Here is a 25010-nt window from a genome sequence, read left to right as displayed (position 1 = left end):
TGTTCTCCTTTATTCCACGATCTCGATCGGCTCCGGTTCCACCACTCCGCCGGCGATGCGGAACGACTTCACGTCCGGCTCCGCCCCGGCCAGGGAGACGATCACGTAGGAGACGCCGGGGGTGAGCGCCAGCCGGATATCCTCCTCCGACGGGCGGGCCGGGCTCTCCGGGTGGGAGTGGTAGATGGCGAGCATTGCCAGCCCCCGGTTGCGGAGCTCTTTCACCACGGCGAACTGCTCCTTCGGGTCCATCATGAAGTGCTCGTTGCTCCGGTCGGTGTTGGCCATCCGGAAGATGGCCGACGCGGCGCCGTCAGTGCCGCCGAGGATGCCGCACGCCTCGATGGGGAAGTCGGCCCGGGCGTGAGCGATGAGGTCGTCGTGGATCGCGCGGGGGATCGTCAGCATGGTCACTTCTCCAGGTCGCAGACGTTCAGGGCGTCCAGCTCGTCCACCAGCTCCGTCACGGTGGGGTTCTCGCCGCAGACCGGGCACTTCTGGTTCCGGTTGATCCTCACCTTGCGGAAGTTCATCTCAAGGGCGTCATACATCAGGAGACGATTGGCCAGCAGTTCCCCTTTCCCCAGCAGGAACTTGATCGCCTCGGTGGCCTGAATGGTGCCGATTACCCCGGGGAGGACACCGATGACCCCGGCCTGGGAGCAGGTGGGAATGGCATCCTTGGGAGGCGGTGAGGGGAAGATGCAGCGGTAGCAGGTTGATTGACCGGGAAGAACGGTGAGGGTCTGGCCGACGAACTGGAGGATCCCGCCGTGGGAGTACGGCTTCCCCGCCATGACGCACGCGTCGTTGATGAGAAACTTGGCGGCGAAGTTGTCGGTGCCGTCGATGGCGAAGTCGTAGTCGGCGATGATCCGGGCGATGTTGGCGGCGGAGATCCACTCCCGGTAGGTCCGCACCTTTACGTCGGGGTTGATGGCCTCCATCTTCTCCCGGGCCGACTCCACCTTCGGCTTACCCACATCGGGGGTGAAGTGGATCACCTGGCGCTGGAGGTTGGAGAGGTCCACCACGTCGGCGTCGGCAATGCCGATGGTGCCGACCCCGGCCGCGGCCAGGTAGAGGGCGATGGGGGCCCCGAGACCGCCGGCGCCGATCACCATCACCTTCCCGTCCAGGAGTTTCTTCTGCCCCTTTCCCCCCACCTCCTTCAGGATGATGTGGCGGGAGTAGCGCTCGATCTGCTCTTCGGTGAACATAATTACTTAGCTCCTTTCGGAAACGTGGAGTTTCCCCCGCCCATGAAGTAGAGGAATTCCACCGCATCCCCCTCTCTCACTACGGTGGCGTCGAACGCCTCCCGCTCCAGCACCTCGCCGTTCAGCTCCACCGTCACGTACTCGGCCTGGGGGACCTTGAGCTCGACCAGGAGCTCCGTCACGTTCACGCTCTCCTTGCCATCCACCGTGGAGGGTTTTCCGTTTACCGTCAGGTTCATCTCAATCTCCTTCAGATAATGTTGAGGGACTCCGCAAAGTCCTCGATGATGTCGTCGATGGCCTCGATGCCGACGGAGACGCGGATCATCTCCTCGCTCACCCCCATGAGGGCCTTCTCCTCGGGGCCGAAATCGGCGCAGATAGTGCTGGCGGGGTGGATCACCAGGGTCTTGGCGTCGCCGATGTTGGCCAGGTTCTTGGCCAGGCGCAGGCCGTCGATGCAGCGGAAGGCGGCCTCCTTGTCGGCCAGGCCGAAGGTGAGGAGCGCCCCGAAGCGCCCGCCGAACTGTTTTTTTGCCGTCTCGTGCCACGGCGAGCCCGCAAGGCCGGGATAGTTGACCCACGCCACCTGGGGGTGGGCGGCCAGAAACTTCGCCAGGCGCAGGGCGTTGTCGCAGTGGCGCTCCATCCGCAGCGCCATGGTCTCGATCCCCTCGGAGAAGAGGTACGAGTTCATGGGGGCGGGACAGGCGCCGAGGTCCTTGTGGATCAGTTTTCTTGCCCGGGCGGTGAAGGCAAACTGGCGGAACTTCTTCACGAAGGGCTCGAAGTGGGGATAGCCCTTCCGCCGCCAGTCGAAGGTGCCGCAGTCGATGATGGCGCCGCCGATGGCGCTGCCGGTGCCATTGATGTACTTGCTGGTGGAGTGGACGACGATGTCGGCCCCCAGCTCCTTCACCCGGGCGAGGAGCGGGGTGGTGACGGTGGCGTCCACCACGAGGGGAACCCCCGCCTCCCGGGCGATGGCCGCCAGGGCCGCCAGGTCGGGGACGTCGAGCCGGGGGTTCCCCATGGTCTCCACGAAGATGAGGCGGGTCCGCTCGTTGACGGCGGCCCGCATGGCCTCCAGGTCGCTCGGGTCGACGAAGCGGGTGGCGATGCCGTAGTTGGAAAGGGTGTCGCGAAAAAGGGAAAAGGTGCCGCCAAAGAGCGAGGCGGAGGAGAGGATCTCGTCACCGCTGCGGACGATGGTCAGCACCGCCAGGGTGATGGCCGCCATCCCCGAGGAGGTGGCGATGCACGAAATCCCCCCTTCCAGGAGCGCCAGGCGCCGCTCCAGGCTCTCGGTGGTCGGGTTGTTGATCCGGGTGTAGACGTGCCCCACCTTCCGGCCCCGGAAGATGTCTTCCAGATCCTCGGCGGTGTCGTGGGCAAAGGAGGAGGACTGGACGATGGGAACCGTGGTGGCCCCCGCCGGACCCGGTTCGAAACCGCCATGGATCAACAGCGTATCGAGGCGAAATTCCCGCTTCATTCCCGCTCACTCCTTTGCAGCCTGATGGCCGGACGTAGTTGAATTCTTGTTTTGTTGTTTTTCAGCACTCCAGAGATAAATAATTTGACTTTTCAAGTCAAGAAAAAACTGCAGCAAATTTACTTGATACTGCTAACAAATTGTTCTTTTGAATCATACTTTCTTGATCAACAATAATCTTGCGAAACATCATAAAATTGGTCCCGATTTTATGCAAAAAAGGGAAAATCTCGCGACTTCCCCCTCTCCGTCTCCCCGCTTCTCCCCTTACGGCTACGAGCAGCCACCTCCGCCGGACCAGCCGATCTTCCGCTCCCGGAGCCATTCGGTGATCATTCCGGAGGCGCAGCCGACGCCGGCGTCGACCCTGATCGCCCCCACGGGGCAGTTCCGGGCACAGGCGCCGCACTCCATGCAGAGGTCCCGGGCCGCCAGCGCCGCCTTTCCCCCTTCCAGCCGGAAGACGGCGTGGGGGCAGACCTCGGGGCACCTCCCGCAGCCGATGCAGGCGCCCCGGTCCAGCTCCAGAGTCGCCACGTTCCTGAGATACGCAAAACCTTTCATGACCGTTCTCCTCTCAGACGAAGCGCCCGGCGAGCAGGCAGATGATGCCGGCAGCGACGGCAAGCCCCATGACCGGCAGGGAGAGCCGCATCTCCTTCTTCACCCCGGAGCGGGAGGTGAAGGGGGTGCTCCCGGTGAAGTTCAGGGCGTAGAACGAGCTCACCGCCGGGAGGCAGAGAAACGCCGCCAGCACCGTCGTCCGGTCCCAGCCGCCGGCGAGGAGGTACCAGAGAAGGCTCCAGGCAAGCCCCGCCACCATCCCCTTCACGGCGAAGCTCCGGGTCGGGAGCCACGGGAGCAGAAGCGGCGTCACGGCGGCCCCCGCCGCCACACCCCCCAGGTAGGCGACGGCCGGCGCCAGGGAATAGCCCCCGAGCATCCCCGCCACGACGAGGATCGCGACGACCGCCAGGGTGGCGGGAAGGGCGCTCACCAGCTCCACCGGCACCAGCGCGAGCCGCTCCCGGAGGGTGAAGGTCAGCTCCCGCATGGCCGGGGTGGTAACCATGCCGTTGTCGAGAAACTCCGGGAGGTCCGCGGCGCGGAGCGTGGCGTAGCGGACCCCGAAGCCGGTCCCCTGCTTCACCACGTGGGCCGCCACCCCCGGCGCCCCGAGGATCGGGAGGAGGAGCAGGCGGTGGCGCACCACCTGGTGCAAGCCGGTGAGCCAGATCCGGCGCACTAGCTCCTCGGTGCCGAAGGTCCCCTTCCCCGCCGCGCACCAGACGTTGATCCCGTGGGTCTCCAGGACGAGGAGCCAGACGCTGCGCCCGGCCAGGGCGCGCCGGACGAGGTCGTAGCTCATCTTGTAGTTGGCGGTCACCGCCACCGGGTCGTCCGGACCGGGGTTCCCGACGGCGTAGAGCCCGGCCGGGACCAGGTACGACATCCGGCCGATCCCCCAGCGCGCCTTCCAGGCGCCGAGCCGGTCCCCGAGCCGCAAATCGGACGACACCTGCGGCACGCGACCGGCAGGGGTCTCAAGCCACCGCACGAACCCGGGAACGTTCTCGTCGATCTCCCCGCCGACCGCGAGGTTTTTCGGGCCTCAGCAGGGGGGCTTGTCGCCGGAGGCCCCGCCGCCGCAGCCGGCATCGCCGACGCCCGCGCTTGTTGTCCGGTCCATCTCTTCACACGTTTGCCGTTCCATGGTTTTTCCCTTCTCCGGTTAAACCTGAGGTCCTTGCAAAAGCCTCTTCCCCCTCCCTTGACGGGAGGGGGCCTGGGGGGTGGGTGATGCTTCAACCGGCTGAATTTGAAACACCGCCCCTACTCCGCCTCCGGGGCCGCCTCCGCCGGAAACGGCTGCTCCTGCCCAGGCAGGCGGATGAACTGGGCAAAGAAGAGCGAGACCGCCCCGAGGGCCGCAGCGGCCAGGAACGGGATCCGGTAGTCGATCATCCAGAGGTAGCCGCCGAGGGCCGGGAGGAAGACGGCGGCGACGTGGTTGATGGTGAAACCGACGGCGCTGCTGGGAGCGATGTCCCGGGGATCGGCGATCTTCTGGAAATAGGTGCGGATCGCCACGGCGAAGTTGAAGAGGATGCTGTCGACGATGTACATCCCCGCCGCCATCCCCTTCGACGTCGTGTAGGCGTAGGTGAGGAACACGAGGATCAGCCCGGTGTATTCGACGCTGCAGAGCGTCCGCTCGCCGAACCGGTTGATGGCCCGGCCGATGAGGGGGTTCAGGAACCAGTTGATGGCGTTGTTGACCATGAAGAGGATCGTCATCTCCTGCATGGTGAAGTGAAAGACCTTCACCAGGAGGAACATGGAGAAGACCATGAAGATCTGCCGCCGCGCCCCGGAGAGGAAGGTGAGGAGGTAGTAGAGCCAGTAGCGCCGCCGCACGATCATCCGCAGCCGCTGGGGGGGAACGCTCTCGTGGGTCGGGTCCTGGTACATCCCCCAGAGCCCGAAGAGAAAGACGATCCCGCCGACCGCGAGGAAGATCCCCCGGTAGTCGAGAAACCACCCGAGGAGCCAGATGAAGGCAGCCGCCGCGATGCTGGAGATGGCGGCGAGGCTCCGGAGCTTACCCATGACCAGGGGGGAGAGATGGGTGGAGAAGTACTGGAGCGTCAGGGACTGGTTGGTGGTCTCGTAGTAGTGGAAGCCGAAGCTCATGACGAGGGTGGTGAGGGCGACCCCGGTGAAGGATGGGAAGAGGCCGGTGAGGGCGACCCCCACCCCCAGCAGCGCGATGGAGAGGGCCGAGAGCCGGTGCTCCTTCACCACCATCATGACGTAGACCGCCAGAAGCGCCAGGAACCCCGGCACCTCGCGGATCGACTGGATGACCCCCACATGGCGCCCTTCGAGGTGGACCGTCTCCACGGCGAAGTTGTTGAAGAGGATGGTGTACCCCTGGAGCCCCACCATGGAGGCGGCGGTCATGACCGCCAGGAAACGGAACATCGGGCGCTGCTCGGCGTTGATCATCGGCATAGGCTCGCAGAGTCGGAATATGTGGCTGTTATCCGCATCACAGCCGCTCCCAGACGGTGAGCTCGGCGATGCTGTGCTGGAACTTGCGCCGGGTCTCGCGGATCACGAAGGGGATGTCCCGCGGCTCGCCGAGCTGGCGGAAATGGGACGCCAGCGCCTCCTTCAGCCCGTCCAGGGTGGTGACGTTCTCCCCCGCAGCCTTGTACCCTCCCAGCCATTCCTCCCTCCTGGTGAATTCCTCCAGCCAGGTGTAGGGCGAGGTGATGACCAGGAGCCCGCCGGGGTTGATCCGCTCGTGGATGGTGGAGAGGAAGCGGCGCGGCGAGTAGAGCCGGTCGATGAGGTTGGCCGCCAGCACCAGGTCGTAGCCGGTAAACTTCTCCGGGAGGTTGCAGGCATCGGCCCGGAAGAATTCGACCCGCCCGCGGATGCCGTCGAGCCCCAGGCCGGCCAGAGCTATCTCGTGGAACGAGAGGATCTCCCCCTCCTCGGGGAAGGCGTAGCGCAGATGCCCCTCCCCCTGCATCCGGGCCGCCAGGCGGAAGAACCGGGCGGAGAAATCGAGGCCGGTGACCCGCTCGAAACCGCCCCGGGCCAGCTCGAAGGCGGCCCGTCCCACGGCGCACCCCAGGTCCAGGGCGCGCCCCTTCTTCCGCCCCGCCATCAGGTCGAGGCAGATCCGGGCGCAGGCCGCCGGGAAGTTGGGAACGCCGAAATGCTCCGCGCCGTAGTGGGCGTCGCAGTACTGGGCCGCCAGGGCATCGGTCTCGTACTGATCCCGGGGCTTCTGTTCGGGATCGCCCTCGTTGGGAATGGTGGTAAAGTCCGACATGCTCCTAAGATGCCAGTTGCGGACCCAATGGTCAAGAAGGCTCATCGACCGGACTGGAGATTGCCCTGCAGCCGTCCCGGACGAGGCGGCGTCTCCGGGTCAACGGCCCGTGACATTTCCCCGCCATGCTGGTAGCATATGAACCCTGAAAACGGCGGGGTTCAAAGTTACCAAGGAGACCGAAACCGGATGAACGCACCGAAGGGGAGCATGGAGCGGGGGGGTATGAGTCCGCGTCTCATGCTGCGCGCCCTGCAATCGCGAAACTACCGGCTCTTCTTCGCCGGCCAGAGCGTCTCGCTGGTCGGCACCTGGATGCAGCAGGTCGCCATGAGCTGGCTCGTCTACCGGCTGACCGGCTCGGCCCTCCTCCTGGGAGTGGTCGGCTTCGCCAGCCAGATCCCCACCTTCCTTCTCGCCCCCCTGGCGGGGGTGCTGGCCGACCGGTGGAACCGGCGCCGGCTCCTCATCGTCACCCAGTCCCTCGCCATGGTCCAGGCGGCGCTGCTGGCCGCCGCCGTCCTCTCGGGGGTGGTGCAGGTCTGGCAGATAATCGCCCTCAGCGCGGTCCTCGGCCTAGTCAACGCCTTCGACATCCCGATCCGCCAATCGTTCGTGGTGGAGCTGGTGGACCGGAAAGAGGACCTCGGCAACGCCATCGCCCTCAACTCCTCCATGGTCAACGGGGCGCGCCTCATCGGCCCCTCCGTCGCCGGGGTGCTGGTGGCCAGCGTGGGAGAGGGGGTCTGCTTCATCCTGAACGCGGCGAGCTATCTGGCGGTGATAGCGGCCATCGCGGCCATGCGGATCAGGCCGATTTCGCGGCACGGGAAGAACAAGCACATCCTGCACGAACTCCACGAGGGATTCACCTACGCCTTCGGCTTCCGGCCGATCCGCGCCATCCTCCTCCTGCTGGCGGTGGTGAGCCTCATGGGGATGCCGTACACGGTCCTTCTGCCGGTCTTCGCCAAGAAGATCCTCCACGGCGGCGCCCACACCTTCGGCTTCCTGATGGCGGCGGCGGGGGTCGGCTCCCTCGTGAGCACCATCTACCTCGCCTCCCGTCGGAGCGTGGTCGGCCTCGGCCGGGTCATCGCCATCGCCGTCGCCCTCTTCGGAGCCGGTGTGGCGGGCTTCGCCCTCTCCCGCTCGCTGCCGCTCTCCCTTCTCTGCCTCTGCCTGTCGGGCTTCGGCGCCATGGCGCTGGTCGCCTCCGGCAACACGATCATCCAGACCATCGTGGAGGACGACAAGCGGGGGCGGGTCATGAGCCTCTTCACCATGTCGTTCATGGGGATGACCCCCTTCGGGAGCCTCATGGCCGGCTCCGCGGCCGACTGGCTCGGCGCCCGGAACGCCCTGCTGCTCGGGGCGGCCGCCTGCCTCGCTGCGGGGCTCCATTTCTTCCGGCAGCTCCCGACGCTCCGGGAGCTGGTCCGCCCCATCTACGTCCGGATGGGGATCATCCCAGAAGTGGCGACCGGCATCCAGACCGCCGCGGAACTGACCACTCCCCCCGAGAAATGACCCCGGCGTAGGCAATTTGCAGAGACCTGAATCCGTGAGGCCGGGGAGCCCGCCTTCACTCAGAGCACCCTGTTTCTGCCGATCCAGGGCTCATTTCGCTGCGGCCGATCAACTCACCCTGGCGGGTTCGGACAAGATCGGCCCCTGACGCTCCATTCGCCGGAATCGGCGACGAAACAGGGCACATTCGCTCCGTCGGGCTCCCCGACCTCACGGATTCACGAGAGAACTAAAAAAGGAGCCGAATGGCTCCTTTTTTCGATTCCTTTGCTTCCCGCCCATGGGTGATCAAGCCTCGTTGGCCTTGTTGATCACCTTGACGTCCTCCTCATGCATCCCCTTCTTGAATCCCCTGATGGCGCTGCCGAGGGAGTGGCCGAGCTGGGGGATTTTCGCCGGGCCGACCACGACCAGGGCGATGACCAGGACGATGATGAGTTCAGGCATGCCGAATCCGAACATAGTGTGTCACTCCTCGTGCCGGGGCGTTCCCGGCGGTTTCGCGCCCGTCAGTTGAGGGCGCTTGGTTGTCTCTCCCCGATCTCGTGCCCCAGCCCCCGCAACTCGTCCACCAGGAGGCGCGCCACCCGGGGGAGCTTTTCGTTCAGGGAGGGAGAGAGCTCGTTCCCCGGGTCGAAGGATTGGGGAACAATCCCCAGGAGGGTGATGGCGTCGGGGCAGCCCCCCCGCATCTCGCTGATGTAGAGCATCTCCTGGATCCCGATCTGGTGAGGGGAGAGCTTTACCGGCAGGCGGTTCAGCATGATCTCTTCCTTCTCGTAGCGGAAGAGCTCCCCCGGCTCGCCGGCGGTGTCGAGGGTGTCGACGATGTAGACCCGCTCGGCCTCCTCGATCTTGTGGGTCACCATGATCCCGAGGGTGCCGCCGTCGAAAAGCTCCACCTCCTCGGGGAAGGTGTAGTTATCTTCAAGATATTTGATGATATGGACACCGAACCCCTCGTCCGAGAGGATCAGGTTGCCGGCGCCGAAGATAAGGGTTTTCATGTATTCTCCTGTTTTCTCCCCCTCCCTCAATGGGAGGGGGCAGGGGGAGGGAGTTTTATGTGGTCCAGCCTACAGCACCTTCACCTTGGTGATTTCCTTCCCTTCCGGGTCCACCGCGTGGACCGCGCAGGCGATGCAGGGGTCGAAGGAGTGGATGGTCCGCAGCACCTCCAGCGGCTTCTCGGGCTGGGCCACCGGGTTCCCCACGAGGCATGCCTCGTAGGGGCCGGGCTGGCCGTGCTCGTCCCGCGGGGAGGCGTTCCAGGTGGAGGGGACCACCGCCTGGTAGTTCTTGATCTTCTTCCCTTCGATCACGATCCAGTGGGAGAGGGTGCCGCGGGGCGCCTCGTGGAAGCCGACCCCCTTGTACTCGCCGCTCGGGATCTCGGTGTGGTTGGCATAAGTGGTGTCACCCCTGCCGATGTTGGCCACCAGTTTGTCGAGGTAGTCGAGGGAGAGGTCGGCCATGACGTGGGCCCGGACGCCGCGGGCGAAGAGCCGCCCCATGGTGGAGTGGATATCCTTCAGGCCGATGCCGAGCCTGGCGGCGGCGTCGTCCACCAGCTTCTTGACCTTCGGATTGCCGGTGGCGTAGGCGGCCATGACCTGGGCCGGCGGGCCGACCTGCATCGCCTTGCCGTTGAAGCGCGGCGACTTGCACCACGAGTACTTGCCGTTCTCCTGGAAGTCGGTGTACTCGGGCTTGGTCTCCCCTTCCCACGGGTGGAGGGACTGGGCACCCTCGTACCAGGCGTGGGCAACCCCTTCGGTGATCCCCTGGATGAGGGTCTGGTCCTGGTGGTCGGTGATCGGCTTGAAGGTGGCGAGGTCGCCGTTGAAGATCGTCCCCCCCGCCAGGGCGAACCTGGTGTTCTTCGTATCCTCGGCGAACTCGGGGACCGCCAGGTAGTTGGTGACGCCGGCGCCGTACTTGAACCACTCCTTGTAGAAGGAGGCGATGGCGATCAGGTCCGGGTAGTAGACCTTCTGGACGAAGTCGCGGGTCTCGGTCATGAGCTGGCGCAGGTAGGCGATCCGCTCCATGTTGAGGGTGGCGAGGTTCTCCATGTTGATGGCGGTGGCGACGCCGCCCACCACCAGGTTCTGGATGTGGGGGTTCTTGCCGCCGAGGACCGCCACGGCCTGGGCCGCCTTGCGCTGGTAGTCGAGGGCCTTCAGGTAGTGGGCGACGGCGATGAGGTTCACCTCGGGCGGCAGTTTCATGGCCGGGTGCCCCCAGTAGCCGGAGGCGAAGATGCCGAGCTGGCCTCCCTCGACGAAGGCCTTCAGCTTATCCTGGACCGCCTTAAACTCCTTCTCGCTGTTCCCGGGCCAGTCGGAGAGGCTCTGGGCGATGGAGGCAGCCTTCTTCGGGTCGGCCTTCAGCGCCGAGACGATGTCGACCCAGTCCAGGGCCGAGAGGTGGTAGAAGTGGACAATGTGATCCTGCACCGAGTGCTGGGCGATCATGATGTTGCGGATGTACTGGGCGTTGAGCGGCACCTCCACGTTCAGGGCGTGCTCCACGGCGCGGATGGAGGAGATGGCGTGGACCGTGGTGCAGACGCCGCAGAAGCGCTGGACGTAGGACCAGGCGTCCTGGGGGTCGCGCCCCTTCAGGATGGTCTCGATGCCGCGCCACATCTGGGCCGACGACCAGGCCTTCGAAACCTGTCCGCCGTTCACTTCCACGTCGATTCTCAGGTGACCCTCGATCCGGGTGATGGGGTCGATGGTGATGCGTTTGGACATTTATTCCTCCAGAAATGTATTTGATCATTTGTAGGGGCAAACCTTGTGTTTGCCCTTTTCGGCATGTGCGAGGAGGAGGGCGATCACAAGGATCGCCCCTACGGATGCGTTGCCCCTATTTCCCCGCAAACATCCGGGCAGGCACTGCGTCGCCGACCAACTCGGTCTCTTCCTCGGCCTCCTCGAAGTGCTTCTTCGGATTCGGCATGACCGGGAAGATCTTGACCAGCACCAGGTAGCCGAGGATCTCCAGGGCGACGATCCCGACGGTGATCATGAATTCGGCGAAGGAGGGGAAGTAGCTCCACCCCGCCCCCGGGTTGAACCCGATGAGGTAGACGTTGAAGCGGAAGAGACCGCCGCCGAGCATCAGGATCGCGCCGCTCACGAAGAGCATCCGGGGGGAGAGGCGGTTCTTCTTCGACAGCAGCATGAAGGCGCCGCCGCCGATGAGGAGCACCTCCAGCAGGAAGAAGCAGGAGTTCATGTCGAAGGCGAAGATGGCCGGGATCTGGTGGCGCCAGACGAGGTCGCCGAAACGGACCGCCATCCAGAGGCCGGCAACCATCGGGACGATCCGGGCGATGCCGGAGATCTCGTGCACCTCGTAGGGACGTTTGAAGCTGTAGGAGGAGACGATCGACTCGAACATCACCGTGGCGTAGCCGATGAAGACGCAGTTGATGAGGAAGAGCAGCGGCAGGAAGCCGGTCTGCCACAAGGGGTTCAGCTTCTCCCCCGCGACGATCATCATGGAGCCGAGGGACGACTGGTGCATCGACGGCAGGGTGATGCCGAGGACGATGAAGAAGATCAGCACCTTGTCGAGCCGCACCTGCACGTGCCCCGCCACCTTGCTCACCACCGTGAGCCCGGAGTGGAGCGCCTCGCGGTCGGGAAGGAGCCGCGGGTAGAGCCAGTGGGCCGACTCCCGCACCCACCGCCATTGGCTCTGCTCCAGGGTATAGAGGACCGCCGGGAGGAACTCGATGATGAGCACCATCGAGTAGGTCATGACGCAGAGCGCCACCTCGAACATGATGGAGTTGGGCTGCCAGCGGGTCGGGAGGAAGAAGCTGTAGGCGTTCCAGTAGCGTCCCAGGTCCACCATGACCGAGAAGCCGGCGAGGCAGTAGCCGAAGACGCTGGTCAGAAGCGCCGAGCGGATCAGCGGGTGGTACTTCCACCGGTTCATGATGTAGATCAGGAGCGCCAGGGCGTAGCCGCCGCAGGCGAACGCCGTGCCGGTGGCGACGTCGTAGGCGATCCAGATCCCCCAGGGGTAGCCGTCGGAGAGCCCCGTCACGGCGCCGACGCCGGCGAAGAAGCGGTAGGCGATGAGGGCAAAGCCGACCACCACCAGGGCGAGGAGGACGAAGAACGGCTTGGTGAAGATCTTACCGGGCTGGACCTGATATTCGTCGTGATGAGATCCCATGCTAATCGTCCTCCCCGTGTCCGAGTTTTTCCTGGGCCTTCTTGTTCTTCATGGCGACCACGCAGAGGGCGCCGTAGAGGGCCACCGGCGCGGCGAACCCCTTGTAGATGGTGTGCTGGATATGTTCGGAGAACGCCGCGGGGGACTCCTCCTTCAGCTCCGGGAGCCCCAGCTTCTTGAACGGGAAGGCGGCCAGGTAGAGGTGGTTGGCCCCACCCACCTCCTTCTCGCCGTAGACCTTCGGGACGTAGCGGTCGGGGTTTGCCTTGATCAGGTCGTGGGCCTCGGCCAGCAGCTCCTTCCGCTTGCCGAAGGCGATGGCGCCGGCGGGGCAGGTCTCGCTGCAGGCCGGGCACCCCTTCTGCTTCAGGTTCGTCTCCTTGCAGAAGTCGCACTTCACGATCTGGGGGATCGCCTTGTCCCACTGGAAGCGGGGGATGTTGTAGGGGCAGGCCACCTGGCAGTAGCGGCAGCCGATGCAGCGGTTCTTGTCGTAGGCGACCACGCCGGTCACCGGATCCTTGGTCATCGCCTTCACCGGGCAGGCGGAGACGCACCCCGGCTTCGTGCAGTGCATGCAGGAGTGCTTCACGTAGGAGAAGCGGGTATCGGACTCCTTGTAGAGCTTGATGACCGTGCGGGTGCTCCCCGACAGGTCCCTGGGGGCGTCCCAGAGCTGGTCGGCATCGGTGGCGAGCCGCTCGTACGAGAGGTTGTTCTGCTCCATGTTCACCCGCTTGCAGGCCGCCATGCACGCCTTGCAGCCGACGCACCTGGTGGCGTCGTAGAGCATGGCGATGGCGGTATCGCTGTCGGCGGCGGGTCCGGTGGAGGCCCGCAGCGGAGCGGCGCTTGCCAGGCAGGCGGCGCCGCTAAGACCCATGAGCTTCAGAAAGTCGCGTCTAGTCGTGCTTTTCATGACCTTCCTCCCCGCTGGGCAGCTTCTTGGTCAGCATGGCGCCGGCCCCCAGCGCCGCACCGCCGGCGATCCCGACCACGCCGGTGGCGAGCGGGCTCACGCCGGGCCCCTTCTGTCCCAGCTCGGCCGGCGCGTAGGTGTCGGGTGGGGTCGGCAGGTGGATCTGGAGCTTCTCGGCGATCGGCTTCCGGAAGAGGATCTCCGGCTCGGTGCAGCCGATGCAGGGGTGCCCCACGGAGACCGGCCAGACGCCGGCGTCGTTGAAGCGCTGCACGGAGCAGTTGGCGAAGGTCGCCGGCCCCTTGCACCCCAGCTTGTAGAGGCAGTACCCCTCGGCGTGGGTCTTGTCGCCGTAGGCGGTGGCGAAGCGCCCCGCGTCGAAGTGGGGACGGCGCTCGCAGTGCTCGTGGATCTTGCGGCCGTAGGCGAACTTCGGACGCCCCATGGAATCGAGCTCGGGAAGCTTGTTGAAGGTCAGGTAGTAGAGGACCGTGGAGAGGAAGTTGTACGGGTTCGGCGGACAGCCGGGGATGTTGACGATCGGCTTGTTCTTGATGAGGTCGCGGACCCCCACGGCGCCGGTGGGGTTCGGCGGGGCGGACTGGATCCCGCCGTAGGCGGCGCAGGTGCCGATGGTGATGATGGCGGCGGCACCCTCGGCGGCCCTGGTGAGGGAGTCGATGGCGGTGGTCCCTCCCACCTTGCAGTAGATCCCCTTGTCCTTGGTCGGGATCGCTCCCTCCACCACCAGGATGTACTTGCCGTGGTTGGCCTTCATGGAGTCGTGGAGCGACTGCTCCGCCTGGTGTCCCGAGCCGATCATGAGGGTCTCATGGTAGTCGAGGGAGATCATGTCGAGGATCAGCGACGCCACATCGGGGTGCCCGGCGCGGAGCAGCGACTCGGAGCAGCCGGTGCACTCCTGGAAGTGGAGCCAGATCACCGGCGGCTTGTTTGCCTTCTGGGCCGCTTCGGCGACCTTGGTGTGCATGCTGTACGGCAGTCCCATGACGGCCGTGGCGGCGACGCACGTCTTGATGAAATCCCTTCGTGAAACACCTTCACGAAGAAAAGCCTCTTTTCCCATACAACCCCCTGACATGATATATTGCGCCATTTGAGCGATGCGTTATTACTGAACAACCGCCCCGACGCCTTTGATTAATATTTTACAATTTTCAGCAAATTACCTTCCCGTATACATCAACATATGTGCCAATTGCGGTTTTGCGCCCAATCTCCTTACACAGCACCGTAAAGTTACGATATCACTACCACGCCCAAACCACCACCCAGCCGCCTCAACCCACACGCGACACCCCGACAATGTATCATTTTGTCCGCCGTTGTATCATTTTGTCCCGTTTGATGGGTAATCTTGTCCCTCGCACCAAGGGGCGCACCCATCCGATTAAGATTAATACATCAATAATGATGACCCAAACCGACCTCCATCGAGAGCTGCGACAATGGCCATCAACGCCCAAAGCTCTTATAAAACCGAAGATAACCATCTTTCGCCCCCTATTTTTCACCCTTGAACGTGGAAAGATTAAAATTCGGGGTGACGAAACTTTTTGCTTCCTCCTCATTACCGCTTGAGCAACGTGGGGACGGGATGATACGCTCGCGGGTACAAAAACGAGTGAGCGTGACAAACCATGGGAACCCGATCGAAACGAAGCGAACGCTGCCGGCGCTGCCGCATGCATATCCCCCTCTGCCTCTGCCCCTCCATCCCCCGGTACGACCTCGGGACGCGACTGGTCCTCGTGATGCACCACCGCGAGCGGATCAAGACCACCGCCACCGGTCCCCTGGCCCTGGAGGCGCTCCCCAACAGCGAGCTCCGCATTCACGGCCACCGGGAGCACCCCCTCGACCTGAGCGATCTCGACACCCCCGAAAGGAGAACGCTCATCCTCTACCCCGGCGACGACGCCCCCGTCCTCACCAGGGAGCTCCTGGAGGAGGACCGCCGGCCGGTGACCCTGGTGGTCCCCGACGGCACCTGGCGCCAGGCGTCCCGCATGGGAAGGAGGCTCCCCGGCCTCGAACACGCCCGGATGGTCCGGCTCCCCGAAGGACCTCCGACCCGGTGGGGGATCCGCCGGGAGTGCCATCCCCAGGGGGTGGCCACCTTCGAGGCCATCGCCCGGGCCCTCGGCATCATCGAATCCCCCGCGGTCCAGGCAGGGCTCGAAGAGCTCTTCGACCTGATGGTGCAGCGGACCCTGCGGGCACGGGGGACAATGATCAATTCCAATCCGGAATCACTTTCCGGGGAAAATATCATGGAAGCGGGGCGGCAGCCGCATCGCTTGCCTGTCCCTCAACCTGATATACAATCGAAGGTATCCCGTACATCAACATCATGATCATGTCCGGGCCGGGAGGAGGCCCACAAGTACCGTGGACAGAAGAAACCGTCACTATTTCCTCCAGGGGGGACAAAAATAGCCGGGCGATGAGAGCGGTTCGAGGCTGGAGGGGACTTGCGTTGACGGACGTTGCCACGCGTTGCGTGCGTTTCTGCTCATCGGGGGACAGGATGCGAAAAACTGTCGATTACTATGGGGACGATGCCCGTGGGGCGGCAACGCCCCGGAAAACGGCTCTGTCCGGCGTCCTCCGGCGAGCCCTTCCGGCACTCGTTCTCTGCTGGCATGTGCTGATCGCGCCGGCGGGGGCGGCGGAAGAACCGTACGGCTATCCCTACACCGACCCATACGTGGCGACCGTGCTCGGCACCCCGGAGAAGCTGCGGGCCGAAGTGCCGGCGAGGATCGACGTCCGGGAGCGGGAAGTGACGGTGTACGAGGGGCGGCCGATCCCCGGCATCCTCTGGTACAGCAGGAAGCTGCGCTACTCCATCGCCATCCAGAACCATCCCGCCCCCCTCATCTTCATCATTCCCGGCATGGGCGCGGGGTACAACGATCCGAAGAATCAATTCCTGCAGCGGGCATTTTTCCGGGCGGGATTCCACGTCGTCGCCCTCTCCTCCACGACCCATCCGAACTTCATCCCGGCCGCCTCGGGGAGCGGCATTCCCGGCAACCTGCGGGAAGACGCCCGCGACCTCTACCGGGTCATGGAGCTGATCTGCCGCGACATCCGGGATGATGTCGCCATCACCGGCTTCGATCTCGCCGGGTACAGTCTCGGCGCCGCCCATGCGGCGTTTCTCGCCGAACTGGACGAACGGCGCGGCCTCTTCCGGTTCGGCCGGGTGCTCCTCATCAACCCGCCGGTCAGTCTGTACGGTTCGATGCGCGCCCTCGACGGGATGATCAATAAGATCCCCGGGGGAGAGGAAAAGTTCGAGGCATTCTTCAACGAGGCGTTCAAGGCCTTTTCGGCCCTGTACAAACTGAACGAACCGGTCGACTTCACCGGCTCCTTCCTCTTCAGGGGAAGAAAAGCGGACGACAAGAACCTGGCGGCGCTGATCGGGCTTTCATTCCGGCTCTCCATGGCCAACCTGGTCTTCACGAGCGATGTCTTCACCAATGCCGGCTACATCAAGCCGAAGAACCTGGAGCTCTCCACCACCGACTCCCTCACCGAGTATTTCAAGGTGGCGGACCTGGTCAGCTTCGCGGACTATTTCCACGACCTCTTCGCCCCCTATTTCCTGAAGCAGACGCCGGGGCTGACCGAGCGGGAACTGATCGAGCAGCTCAGCCTCAGGAGCATCGAGCCGTTCCTGCGCCGCTCCCCCTCCACCTTTCTCGTGCACAACGCCGACGACCTCCTCCTCTCCCCCGGAGATATCGACTACCTGCGCGGCGTGTTCGACTCCCGCGCCACGATCTACCCCCACGGGGGGCATTGCGGCAACCTCGAGTACCGCGAAAACATGGCGCATACCCTGGCCATCTTCGAAAACGAGCTGCCGAAGGAAAAAGGGACGGGCGAAGCCGGCACGGAAGGGGAACCGACCACTGCAGCCGCAGCACCGGCGCACCCCGCTCCCCCTCCCCCGGCCCTCACCGGGGAGCTCGTCCCCCCCGCGGCCCAGCCCGAGGAAACCCGCCCCGCCCCCTTCACCGCCCCGCGTCCGGCAGCCATCCCCGCCGGGGTCGCAAAGGCCGCGGCCGCAGGCGCTCCCCCAATGATCATCGCCCCCCGCCGGCAGGCCCCAAAGCTCAAGCCGGGGCTGTCGTACGTCATCGACGTGTATGACCCGATCGAGCCGGTGAACCGGGCGATGTACCGCTTCAACGCGACGTTCGACGAATACCTCTTCCTCCCGGTGACCAGGGCGTACGAATTCGTCACCCCGGTCTTCCTCCAGGAGCGGATCTCCGGCATCTTCTCCAACGTCTCCGAGGTCCGCAACCTGGCCAACGCCCTGCTGCAACTGAGGCCGAAAACCACCGCAAAAACCTTCACCCGCTTCCTCATCAACACGACGCTCGGCCTCGGCGGGATATGGGATCCCGCGACACGGCTCGGTTTCCCGAGGCACCGGGAAGATTTCGGCCAGACCCTCGGGTGGTACGGGTTGAACCCGGGGCCGTACATCGTGCTCCCCATCTTCGGCCCCTCCAGCCTGCGGGACACGACCGGCCTTGCAGGAGACGGCGCGGCGCACTACTTCTATCTCACCTCGCCGACCGACATGGACCGCAACCTCGAATGGGGAGCCGCCTACACCGGCACCGACGCCGTCGACACCCGGCACAACATCCCGTTCCGCTACTACCAGACCGGCTCGCCGTTCGAGTACGACCTGGTCCGCCTCCTCTACACCAAGAAGCGGGAGCTGGATATCGAGCAGTAGTCCCGATCTTCCCGGGGTCTTTTCCTTCAACTTGACATATTGAAAAGGTTAGCTTTTTTGAGCAGAGGGCAGCGGAGCAAAGCTCCGAAAAAAAGACCCGCCTCCCATGAGGGAGAGCGGGTCTTCGTGCATCCGGAGCTGGCGTCTACCCCGCGACGCCGGCCAGATCGGCGGCGGGGTGCTGGTCGTCTCCCCGCTCCCCCTCCCGCAGCCGGTAGTAGTCGGCCGGGGTGTTGATGTTGCGGAAGGTGTCGAATCCCGGGTCGAAGAGGGCCACCTCCCCGGCGTTGACCCGGTTGACGTTGGTCCGGGCGAAGAAGGAGACGATGCGCCGCTCTCCCGAGAGGAGCGTCGCCTCGATGGCGGCGAGACACCCCTTGCCGTACACCGCGTGGAGCGGTTCGAGCCCCTGGGGGCTCTCGGGGATCAGCACCCCCCCGGGGTCGGCCCTGGCGGCCAGGTGCCGGACCAGGTTGCTGTTGAGGTAGGGCATGTCGCACGCCGCCACGAAGACCGCCTGGTTCGCCGCATGGTGGAGCCCCGCGTGGATGCCGGCGAGGGCCCCCATCCCCGGATAGATGTCCCCCACCTTACGGCAGGGGAGAAAGTCGTACTGCTCCGGGTTGTTGGTGACGAGGATGACCTCGTCGAAGAGCTCGGAGAACTGGCGGTGGATCGCCTCGATGAACCGCCCCCCCCGGTACGGCAGGAGCGCCTTGTTGCTCCCCATCCGGCTCGACTCGCCCCCGGCCAGGATGACGCCGGTGACGCCGGGGATGCGGTGGGGGGGCTGTCGTAGGGGCGATCCTTGTGATCGCCCGCCGTTTTGGGCGGTTTGGGCGGTTTGGGCGAATACAAGATTCGCCCCTACGGTTTCTTCGACCGCCAACCGCTCACGGTGGGCGTAGACCGTGAACCTGCCGCCGCGAACGTAACCGACGAGGCAGATGTCGGCCTTCTCGCACATTTTGACCGCCATGTCGGTGGCGGAGGTCCGCGACGCCACGACGGCGATGCCGAGCCGCGCGCATTTGGCCGCCAGTTCGGTGGAGATCCGGCCGGAGGTGACGAGGATCTTCCCGGCGAGGTCGATCCCCCGGAAGAGCGCCTCCCCGGCGATCCGGTCCAGTGTGTTGTGCCGGCCGATATCCTCGGCGAAGAGGAGCAGGTTCCCCTCCCCGTCCCCCACCGCCGCCGAGTGGATGCCACCATGGCTCTTGTAGTTGTCGGCGCGCCGGGCGAGCTCCTCCATGAGGCGGAAGATGGCGTCGGGGGCGATGGAACAACGTTCGACGCCCACTGATGATTCCCTCCCCCCGATTTCTTCCATCGAGGCTTCCCCCTCCCCCTCGCCCCCTCCCGCCAGGGGAGGGGGAATTCTTGCGGGAGAGAGGGTGAAGGTGACGCCGGTGCCGCAGCCGGAGGTCAGGACCGGCTTGAGGCGCTCCGGCAGCTCCCCCCTGATCCGGACGTTGGCGATGCCGAAGTCGTCGCAGACCGAGAGCATGTGGAAGTCGGAGACGCTCTCCACGAACCCCTGGAGGCGCAGGAAACCCGCCACGAGGAAGCGGAGGTCGTGGGGCGAGGCGATGAGGGTGGCGATCTCCCGGCCGTTCACGTGGAGAACCAGGGGGAACTCCCGGACTATGGCGGTCTGTTTTTCTTCGAGACGGCCGTTGGTGTAGGTATGGATGGTGTTCATAGTTGATACACTCTCAAGCTACATCGGCTAGAAGTTACCCCCCTTTGAAAAAGGGGGGCATGGGGGGATTTCTTACAGCAATCGAAAGAAAATCCCCCTAAATCCCCCTTTTGCAAAGGGGGACTAGGTTATTGGGACTTGGCTATTTACTACGCCGCGCTCACCTTCCCGTGTCCATCCTTCCCGATCCTGCGGAAGTGATCGGGGATCGAGTAATCGGTCGCCTCGGGATGATGCTCGAAGATCGGGAAGTACTTGGCGACGAGCACGAAGAAGAGGATGTGGGCGGCGATGATCCCGATGGTCACCACCGACTCGATGAACGACGGGACGTAGATCTGCTGGTTCGCCTGCTCCATGCCGAACATGGAGACATTGAAGCGGTTGAGCACCAGCCCGAAGATGACGAGGCTCGCCGCCCGAAGCTGCATCCGCTTGTCGCTCCTGATCCGCTTCGTAAGGTACATGAGGAAAGGGACGAAGACCCCCGCGATCATCTCGGCGGCAAAGAGCGCCGTCAGCGCCGGCCGGTCGAAGAGGGGGCCGTGGGTGAGAAACGCCAGGGCGTAAAGCTTCACCGCGATGTAGACCCCCATGACCCAGGGGATGATCCTGGTCAGCGTCGCCAAGAGCTCCGATTCGTCGGGCTGCCCCATGTACCTGTGGACGAGGCTCGCCTCGAAGATGACGATGGAGAGGCCGGTGAAGATGGCCGAAAGCCAGAACTGGAGCGGCAGGAGCGGGTTGTACCAGAGGTTGTGGAGCTTATCCACAGCGATGAGGAAGAAGGTCCCCAGGGTCGACTGGTGGAGCGTGGAGATCATCGCCGCCAGGATGGCGAAGGGGACCTCCAGGGTGCGCAGAAGCCGCAGCGGGATGTGCCAGCCGAACCGCTCGGAGACCGGGTGGAGGAACTCCAGCGTCAGGACCGTGGTGTAGGCCATGACGCACATGGAGACCTCGAACATCGGCGAATGGACGTTCCAGTAACGCAGGACGTTGATCCCCCGCTGGGGCTGCCCGAGATCCAGCAGCAGCCCGACGCAGACCAGGGAGTATCCCAGGAAGCCGGTGACGATGGCCGGCCGGACCAGGGGCTCCAGCTTCCTGATGTGGAAGACGTGGGCCACGATGCCGATGGTGAAGGCGCCGGCCGCCAGCGGCACGGCGGTGACGACGTCGAAGGAGATCCAGAGTCCCCACGGGTAGGTGTCGTTCAGGTTGGTGGTGGCCCCGAGGCCGAAGATGAAGCGGATGAGGGAGGCGAGCGCCCCCGCCCCCACGAGGACCATCATCAGCTTGATGAAGCGATGGTACCCCTTGATTTCGTTCATTATGATTTTTGCTGCGGTCATATATCCTCCCGTAGGGGCAAACCTTGTGTTTGCCCTTTTCGGCATGTGCGAGAATACGGGCGATCACAAGGAACGCCCCTACATTTTCGCCGGCCTTGTTCCGTTACTCTTCCTCTTCCCTCCTCACCCGCTCCTTGCGGTGCTGGAACCAGGAGATGGCGGAGAGGGTGCCGCCGACGGTCAGGAAGATCCCCGGCACGAGGCGCAGGGCCTGCCAGGTGTAGGACGGGAGCGGCCGCTTGGTGATCTTCCGGAAGCCGAGCTCATCCAGCGGCTGCTGGGTGAGGTAGAGGACGCTGGTTCCCCCCGCCTCTTCCTTGCCGTAGATCACCTTGAAGTAGCGGTCGGGCCTGGCTTTGAGCCGCTTCTCGGCCTCCTTCAGCATCTCGGCGCGGCTGCCGTAGGTGATGGCGGTGGGGCAGGCGGTGGCGCAGGCGGGGTGAAGGCCGTTCTTCACCCGGCTGTAGCAGCCGGTGCACTTCTTCACCAGCGGAAACGCCTTGCTCCACTCGTACTTGGGGACGCCGAAGGGGCAGGCGACCATGCAGAAGCGGCAGCCGATGCACTTTGTGGAGTCGTAGACCACCGGCCCTTCCGGGGTCTTGCGGAAGGCGCCCACCGGGCAGACGGAGGCGCATGCGGGGTCGTTGCAGTGCATGCACATCTCCTTGTAGAAGGCGAACTCGTTCTGCCCGTGCTTCTCGTAGTCCTTGAACTTCACGCGGGTGAAGGTGTACTCCGACATCTGCGGCGGGTTCTGGTACCCTTCGCCGGTGAAAAATCGGGTCTTCTCCGCCGGAAGCCCGTTCCACTGCTTGCAGGCCACCTGGCAGCCCCGGCAGCCGGTGCACTTGGTGGTATCGATCAGGAACGCCCTGGTCTTGCCGTAGTCGATGGTCGAGGAGCTCATGCGGCCCTACCCCCTTTCTCGATGTTGCAGAGGAACGCCTTGAACTCCGGGATCCCGGTGTTGGCGCAGCCGACCGTGGGGGTGAGGACGTTGCCGCTGTCCCCCTTTGCAAGCCCGGCGTAGCCGAAGTGCCACGGCATGCCGACCTGCTCGACCAGCTTACCTCCCACGTTGAACGGCTTGAGACGGCTGGTGACGAGCGCCACCGCCTCGATGCTTCCACGCTCGGTGGTGACCCGCACCTTGTCCCCCTGCACGATCCCCTTCTCCCTGGCGAGGGTCTCGGAGAGCTCCACGAACATGTCGGGAACGAGCTCCACGAGCCACGGGAGGCTCCTCGTCATGGCCCCCGCCTGCCAGTGTTCGGTCACCCGGTAGGTCGTGCCGACGTAGGGAAACCGGGCGGTGTCGCTGGAGACGTTCTTCGGGAGCTTCACCACCGGGTTGCTCTGGACCCCGGAGAGGAGGTTCCTGGCCGGGCTCTCCACCGGTTCGTAGTGCTCGGGGAACGGCCCGTCCTTCATGTCGAGGGCGTAGAGGCGGCCATGCCCCTCGGGGAGCATGATGAAGGGGTACTTCCCTTCCTTGTCGTCCTTCATCGGCGGCCAGGGGCCGTCGGGGACATCCCCCTGCCACTTCTTCTCCAGGGGGTCCCAGGCGATGACCGGGCGCTTCGGGTTGAACGGCTCGCCCGAAGGCTTCACGGAGGCGCGGTTGTAGATGATCCGGCGGTTCACCGGCCAGCACCAGGACCACTTGGGGAAAAGCCCGAGGCCGGTGGGGTCGGCAGCGTCCCTGCGGGCCATCTGGTTGCCGTCCTTGGTGTAGGAGCCGCAGTAGATCCAGCAGCCGCTAGCCGTGGAGCCGTCGTTCTGCAGGTACTTGAACATTGGCACCTGCTCCCCCGTCTTGAACTCCAGGGTCTTGTCCTTCTCCTTGATGGTCGTATCCTTCGTGAAGTAGCCGTTGATCTCCCTGGCCACCATATGCACGTCGGGCTCGTGGCCGGTGCCGTAGTTCCAGGTGAGCCTGGTGATCGGCTCGGGGAACGCTCCCCCTTCCTTGGCGTAGAGGGCCTTCACCCGCTTGCAGAACTCGTCGATGATGTGGAGGTCGCTGCGGGCGTCACCCACGGGGTGGATGGCGGCGTAGCGCCACTGGGCCCAGCGGCCGGAGTTGGAGATGGAACCTTCCTTCTCGATGGAGGAGGCGGCCGGCAGCATGAAGACCTCGGTCTGGATCGTCTTCGGGTCGACGCCGGGGCGCTTCCAGAAGATACTCGTCTCGGTCTCCCAGAGGTCGGCGGTGACGAGCCACTTGAGCTTGCCGAGGGCCTCCCGGGCCTGGCCTGAGTCGGGTCCGCCGACCGCCGGGTTCATCCCCATGCAGACGAGCCCTTCCAGCTCTCCCTTCCCCATCCGCTCCATGATCTTCACGTACGAGTAGTTCCCCGACCGCTTGGGGAGGTAGTCGTAGCAGAAGTCGTTCTCCCTGGTGGCGTTGTCGCCGTACCAGGCCTTCAGGAGGCTCGTGATGTACTTGGGGGTGTTCCCCCACCAGTTGGCGCTCTTCGGGTCCCTGGTCTTCGGGGTCCACTTCTCAACGTAGGCCTTGAGGTCCACATTGTCGAACTCCGGCGACTTGAGATACCCGGGGAGGAGGTGGAAGAGCAGCCCGTAGTCGGTGGAGCCCTGGACGTTGGACTCCCCCCGCAGGGCGTTCACGCCGCCGCCGGCGATGCCGATGTTTCCCAGCAGCATCTGGAGGAGCGCCACGGCCCGGACGTTCTGGCTGCCGTGGGTCGACTGGGTGATCCCCATGGCGTAGAGGATGGTCCCCGCCCGGTCGGGACGCCCGGTGCCGCAGAAGGCCCTGGCCACCTTGAGGTAGTCCTCTTTCCTGGTGCCGGTGATGGCACAGACGGTGTCAACGTCGTAGCGACTGTAGTGCTTTTTCAGGAGCTGGTAGACGCACCTGGGGTCCTTCATGCTCATATCGCGCCCGGGTTTCCCGTCGGCGCCGAGGGCGTAGGCCCACGCCTTGGGATCGTAGCTCTTCTCCTGGTCGTCGAAGGCGCAGAACATCCCGTCCCGGAAGTCGAACTCCTCATTCACGATGAAGGTCGCGTTGGTGTACTCCCGGACGTACTCCTCGTGGATCATGTTGTTCTGGAGGGCGAAGTTGATCATCCCCCCCAGGAAGGCGATGTCGGTTCCCGGGCGAATCTGGGCGTAGATGTCCGCCTTGGAGGAGGTGCGGGTATAGCGCGGATCGACGGAGATGAGCTGCGCGCCGCCGTCGAGCGCCTTCTCGATCCACTTGAAGGAGATCGGGTGGTTCTCGGCCGGGTTGCAGCCGATGGCAAAGATGACGTCGGAGTTCTTCAGGTCAATCCAGTGGTTGGTCATGGCACCGCGACCGAATGAAGCCGCCAGACCGGCGACTGTTGACGAGTGTCATAATCGGGCCTGGTGTTCGAGCTGGGCAACCCCCATGGCGCGGGCGAACTTGGTCCAGAGGTAGCACTCCTCGTTGTCGAGACCGGCGCCGCCGAAGAGAGCCATCCCCTCGGTGCGGTTCACCACGTATTCCTTATTGTCCTTCTTGTTGAGCTCGGTCTTCCTGAAGCTCCGGTCGCGGGTCTCCTTCATCCGCCGGGTGATCCGATCCAGGGCCCACTCCCAGCTCTTTTCTTCCCATTTGTCGGAGCCGGGAGCCCGATACTTCACCTTCCGGAGCCGGTGCTCGTTGTTGGCGATCTGGAAGAGCGCGCCCCCCTTGGGACAGAGCGCCCCCTGGTTGATCGGGTGCTGCGGGTCCCCCTCGGCGTTGACCACCCTGCCGTCCTTCGTGTGGACGATGATGCCGCACCCCACCGAACAGAACGGACAGATGGTGGTCGTGGCCTTCAGCCCCTTGGTCCGGAGCTCGGGAGCGTCAACGCTCGCCTCCCCCGGCTTGCCGGAGAGAGCCAGGGCCGCACCGGCCAGCGCCCCCCCCTGCAGAAACTGCCTGCGTGAAATTCCCATTTCACAAACCCCCTTCA

At 64.5% G+C, this 25010-nt stretch carries 20 protein-coding genes and 1 pseudogene; 3 read left to right on the top strand and 18 right to left on the bottom strand.

Translation table 11 applies throughout. The annotated features are described in order from the left end of the window. Positions 1–9 precede the first annotated feature (9 nt). From M6689_RS08135 to M6689_RS08100, 8 genes and pseudogenes are all read right to left on the bottom strand, one after another. Positions 10–408: a M67 family metallopeptidase gene (locus M6689_RS08135; RefSeq protein WP_298270072.1), complete on the bottom strand. Its 399-nt coding sequence runs from the start codon at positions 406–408 to the stop codon at positions 10–12. A gap of 2 nt (positions 409–410) precedes the next feature. Further along, positions 411–1220 carry a molybdopterin-synthase adenylyltransferase MoeB gene (moeB, locus tag M6689_RS08130; protein WP_298270070.1) on the bottom strand — a complete coding sequence of 270 codons (810 nt, stop codon included), beginning with the start codon at positions 1218–1220 and terminating at the stop codon, positions 411–413. A 2-nt stretch (positions 1221–1222) separates the two neighbouring features. Then, positions 1223–1459, bottom strand: coding sequence for a sulfur carrier protein ThiS (thiS, locus tag M6689_RS08125; RefSeq protein ID WP_298270068.1), 237 nt, complete (start codon positions 1457–1459; stop codon positions 1223–1225). 11 nt (positions 1460–1470) lie between these two features. Beyond that, positions 1471–2715 (bottom strand): O-acetylhomoserine aminocarboxypropyltransferase/cysteine synthase family protein, encoded by a 1245-nt coding sequence (locus M6689_RS08120; protein WP_298270065.1) that lies wholly within the window; start codon positions 2713–2715, stop codon positions 1471–1473. A gap of 273 nt (positions 2716–2988) precedes the next feature. Further along, positions 2989–3279, bottom strand: a complete 291-nt coding sequence (hgcB, locus tag M6689_RS08115) for a mercury methylation ferredoxin HgcB (RefSeq protein ID WP_298270063.1) — start codon at positions 3277–3279, stop codon at positions 2989–2991. A 13-nt stretch (positions 3280–3292) separates the two neighbouring features. Beyond that, a complete protein-coding gene (gene hgcA, locus M6689_RS08110) occupies positions 3293–4405 on the bottom strand; it encodes a mercury methylation corrinoid protein HgcA (RefSeq protein WP_298270163.1) in 1113 nt (370 codons plus the stop codon). 143 nt (positions 4406–4548) lie between these two features. After that, entirely contained in the window at positions 4549–5724 is a 1176-nt protein-coding gene (locus M6689_RS08105; protein WP_298270060.1) for an MFS transporter, read from the bottom strand. Between the two features lie 43 nt (positions 5725–5767). Continuing rightward, a pseudogene (locus M6689_RS08100) lies at positions 5768–6508 on the bottom strand (putative 4-mercaptohistidine N1-methyltransferase); the annotation flags it as partial. 243 nt (positions 6509–6751) lie between these two features. Here M6689_RS08100 and M6689_RS08095 point away from each other — a divergent pair. Further along, a complete protein-coding gene (locus M6689_RS08095; RefSeq protein ID WP_298270055.1) occupies positions 6752–8092 on the top strand; it encodes an MFS transporter in 1341 nt (446 codons plus the stop codon). Between the two features lie 288 nt (positions 8093–8380). On the opposite strand, the gene tatA is transcribed toward M6689_RS08095, so the two are convergent. The 6 genes from tatA to M6689_RS08065 form a co-directional block, all read right to left on the bottom strand. Beyond that, positions 8381–8554 carry a twin-arginine translocase TatA/TatE family subunit gene (tatA, locus tag M6689_RS08090; RefSeq protein WP_298270052.1) on the bottom strand — a complete coding sequence of 58 codons (174 nt, stop codon included), beginning with the start codon at positions 8552–8554 and terminating at the stop codon, positions 8381–8383. 47 nt (positions 8555–8601) lie between these two features. After that, a complete protein-coding gene (locus tag M6689_RS08085) occupies positions 8602–9099 on the bottom strand; it encodes a HyaD/HybD family hydrogenase maturation endopeptidase (RefSeq protein ID WP_298270050.1) in 498 nt (165 codons plus the stop codon). Between the two features lie 69 nt (positions 9100–9168). Continuing rightward, positions 9169–10851 (bottom strand): nickel-dependent hydrogenase large subunit, encoded by a 1683-nt coding sequence (locus M6689_RS08080; RefSeq protein ID WP_298270048.1) that lies wholly within the window; start codon positions 10849–10851, stop codon positions 9169–9171. A 115-nt stretch (positions 10852–10966) separates the two neighbouring features. Further along, positions 10967–12289, bottom strand: a complete 1323-nt coding sequence (gene hybB / locus M6689_RS08075; protein WP_298270045.1) for a Ni/Fe-hydrogenase cytochrome b subunit — start codon at positions 12287–12289, stop codon at positions 10967–10969. A 1-nt stretch (position 12290) separates the two neighbouring features. Beyond that, the gene (gene hybA / locus M6689_RS08070) at positions 12291–13208 is read right to left on the bottom strand and encodes a hydrogenase 2 operon protein HybA (RefSeq protein WP_298270043.1); all 918 of its coding nucleotides are present in this window, start codon (positions 13206–13208) and stop codon (positions 12291–12293) included. Continuing rightward, positions 13192–14295: a hydrogenase small subunit gene (locus M6689_RS08065; RefSeq protein WP_298270040.1), complete on the bottom strand. Its 1104-nt coding sequence runs from the start codon at positions 14293–14295 to the stop codon at positions 13192–13194. Before M6689_RS08065 ends, hybA begins: the two co-directional genes overlap by 17 nt. A 574-nt stretch (positions 14296–14869) precedes the next feature. Between M6689_RS08065 and M6689_RS08060 the strand changes: the two genes are divergently transcribed. Further along, the gene (locus M6689_RS08060; RefSeq protein WP_298270039.1) at positions 14870–15586 is read left to right on the top strand and encodes a tRNA-uridine aminocarboxypropyltransferase; all 717 of its coding nucleotides are present in this window, start codon (positions 14870–14872) and stop codon (positions 15584–15586) included. Between the two features lie 173 nt (positions 15587–15759). Next, complete coding sequence (locus tag M6689_RS08055) at positions 15760–17997, top strand: VacJ family lipoprotein (protein WP_298270036.1); 2238 nt, start codon at positions 15760–15762, stop codon at positions 17995–17997. Positions 17998–18142: 145 nt separating this feature from the next. On the opposite strand, the gene fdhD is transcribed toward M6689_RS08055, so the two are convergent. The 4 genes from fdhD to fdnG all read right to left on the bottom strand — a co-directional run bounded on the left by fdhD (position 18143) and on the right by fdnG (position 24993). Then, complete coding sequence (fdhD, locus tag M6689_RS08050; protein ID WP_298270034.1) at positions 18143–19699, bottom strand: formate dehydrogenase accessory sulfurtransferase FdhD; 1557 nt, start codon at positions 19697–19699, stop codon at positions 18143–18145. 149 nt (positions 19700–19848) lie between these two features. Then, complete coding sequence (nrfD, locus tag M6689_RS08045; RefSeq protein ID WP_298270031.1) at positions 19849–21054, bottom strand: NrfD/PsrC family molybdoenzyme membrane anchor subunit; 1206 nt, start codon at positions 21052–21054, stop codon at positions 19849–19851. Between the two features lie 103 nt (positions 21055–21157). Beyond that, positions 21158–21964, bottom strand: coding sequence for a 4Fe-4S dicluster domain-containing protein (locus M6689_RS08040; protein ID WP_298270029.1), 807 nt, complete (start codon positions 21962–21964; stop codon positions 21158–21160). After that, positions 21961–24993, bottom strand: coding sequence for a formate dehydrogenase-N subunit alpha (gene fdnG / locus M6689_RS08035; RefSeq protein WP_298270026.1), 3033 nt, complete (start codon positions 24991–24993; stop codon positions 21961–21963). Before fdnG ends, M6689_RS08040 begins: the two co-directional genes overlap by 4 nt. Between the last annotated feature and the right edge of the window lie 17 nt (positions 24994–25010).

Origin of the sequence: Geobacter sp. (assembly GCF_027327745.1) — a bacterium.
GTDB lineage: Bacteria > Desulfobacterota > Desulfuromonadia > Geobacterales > Geobacteraceae > Geobacter.
This window is presented reverse-complemented; position numbering and strand designations above follow the sequence as displayed.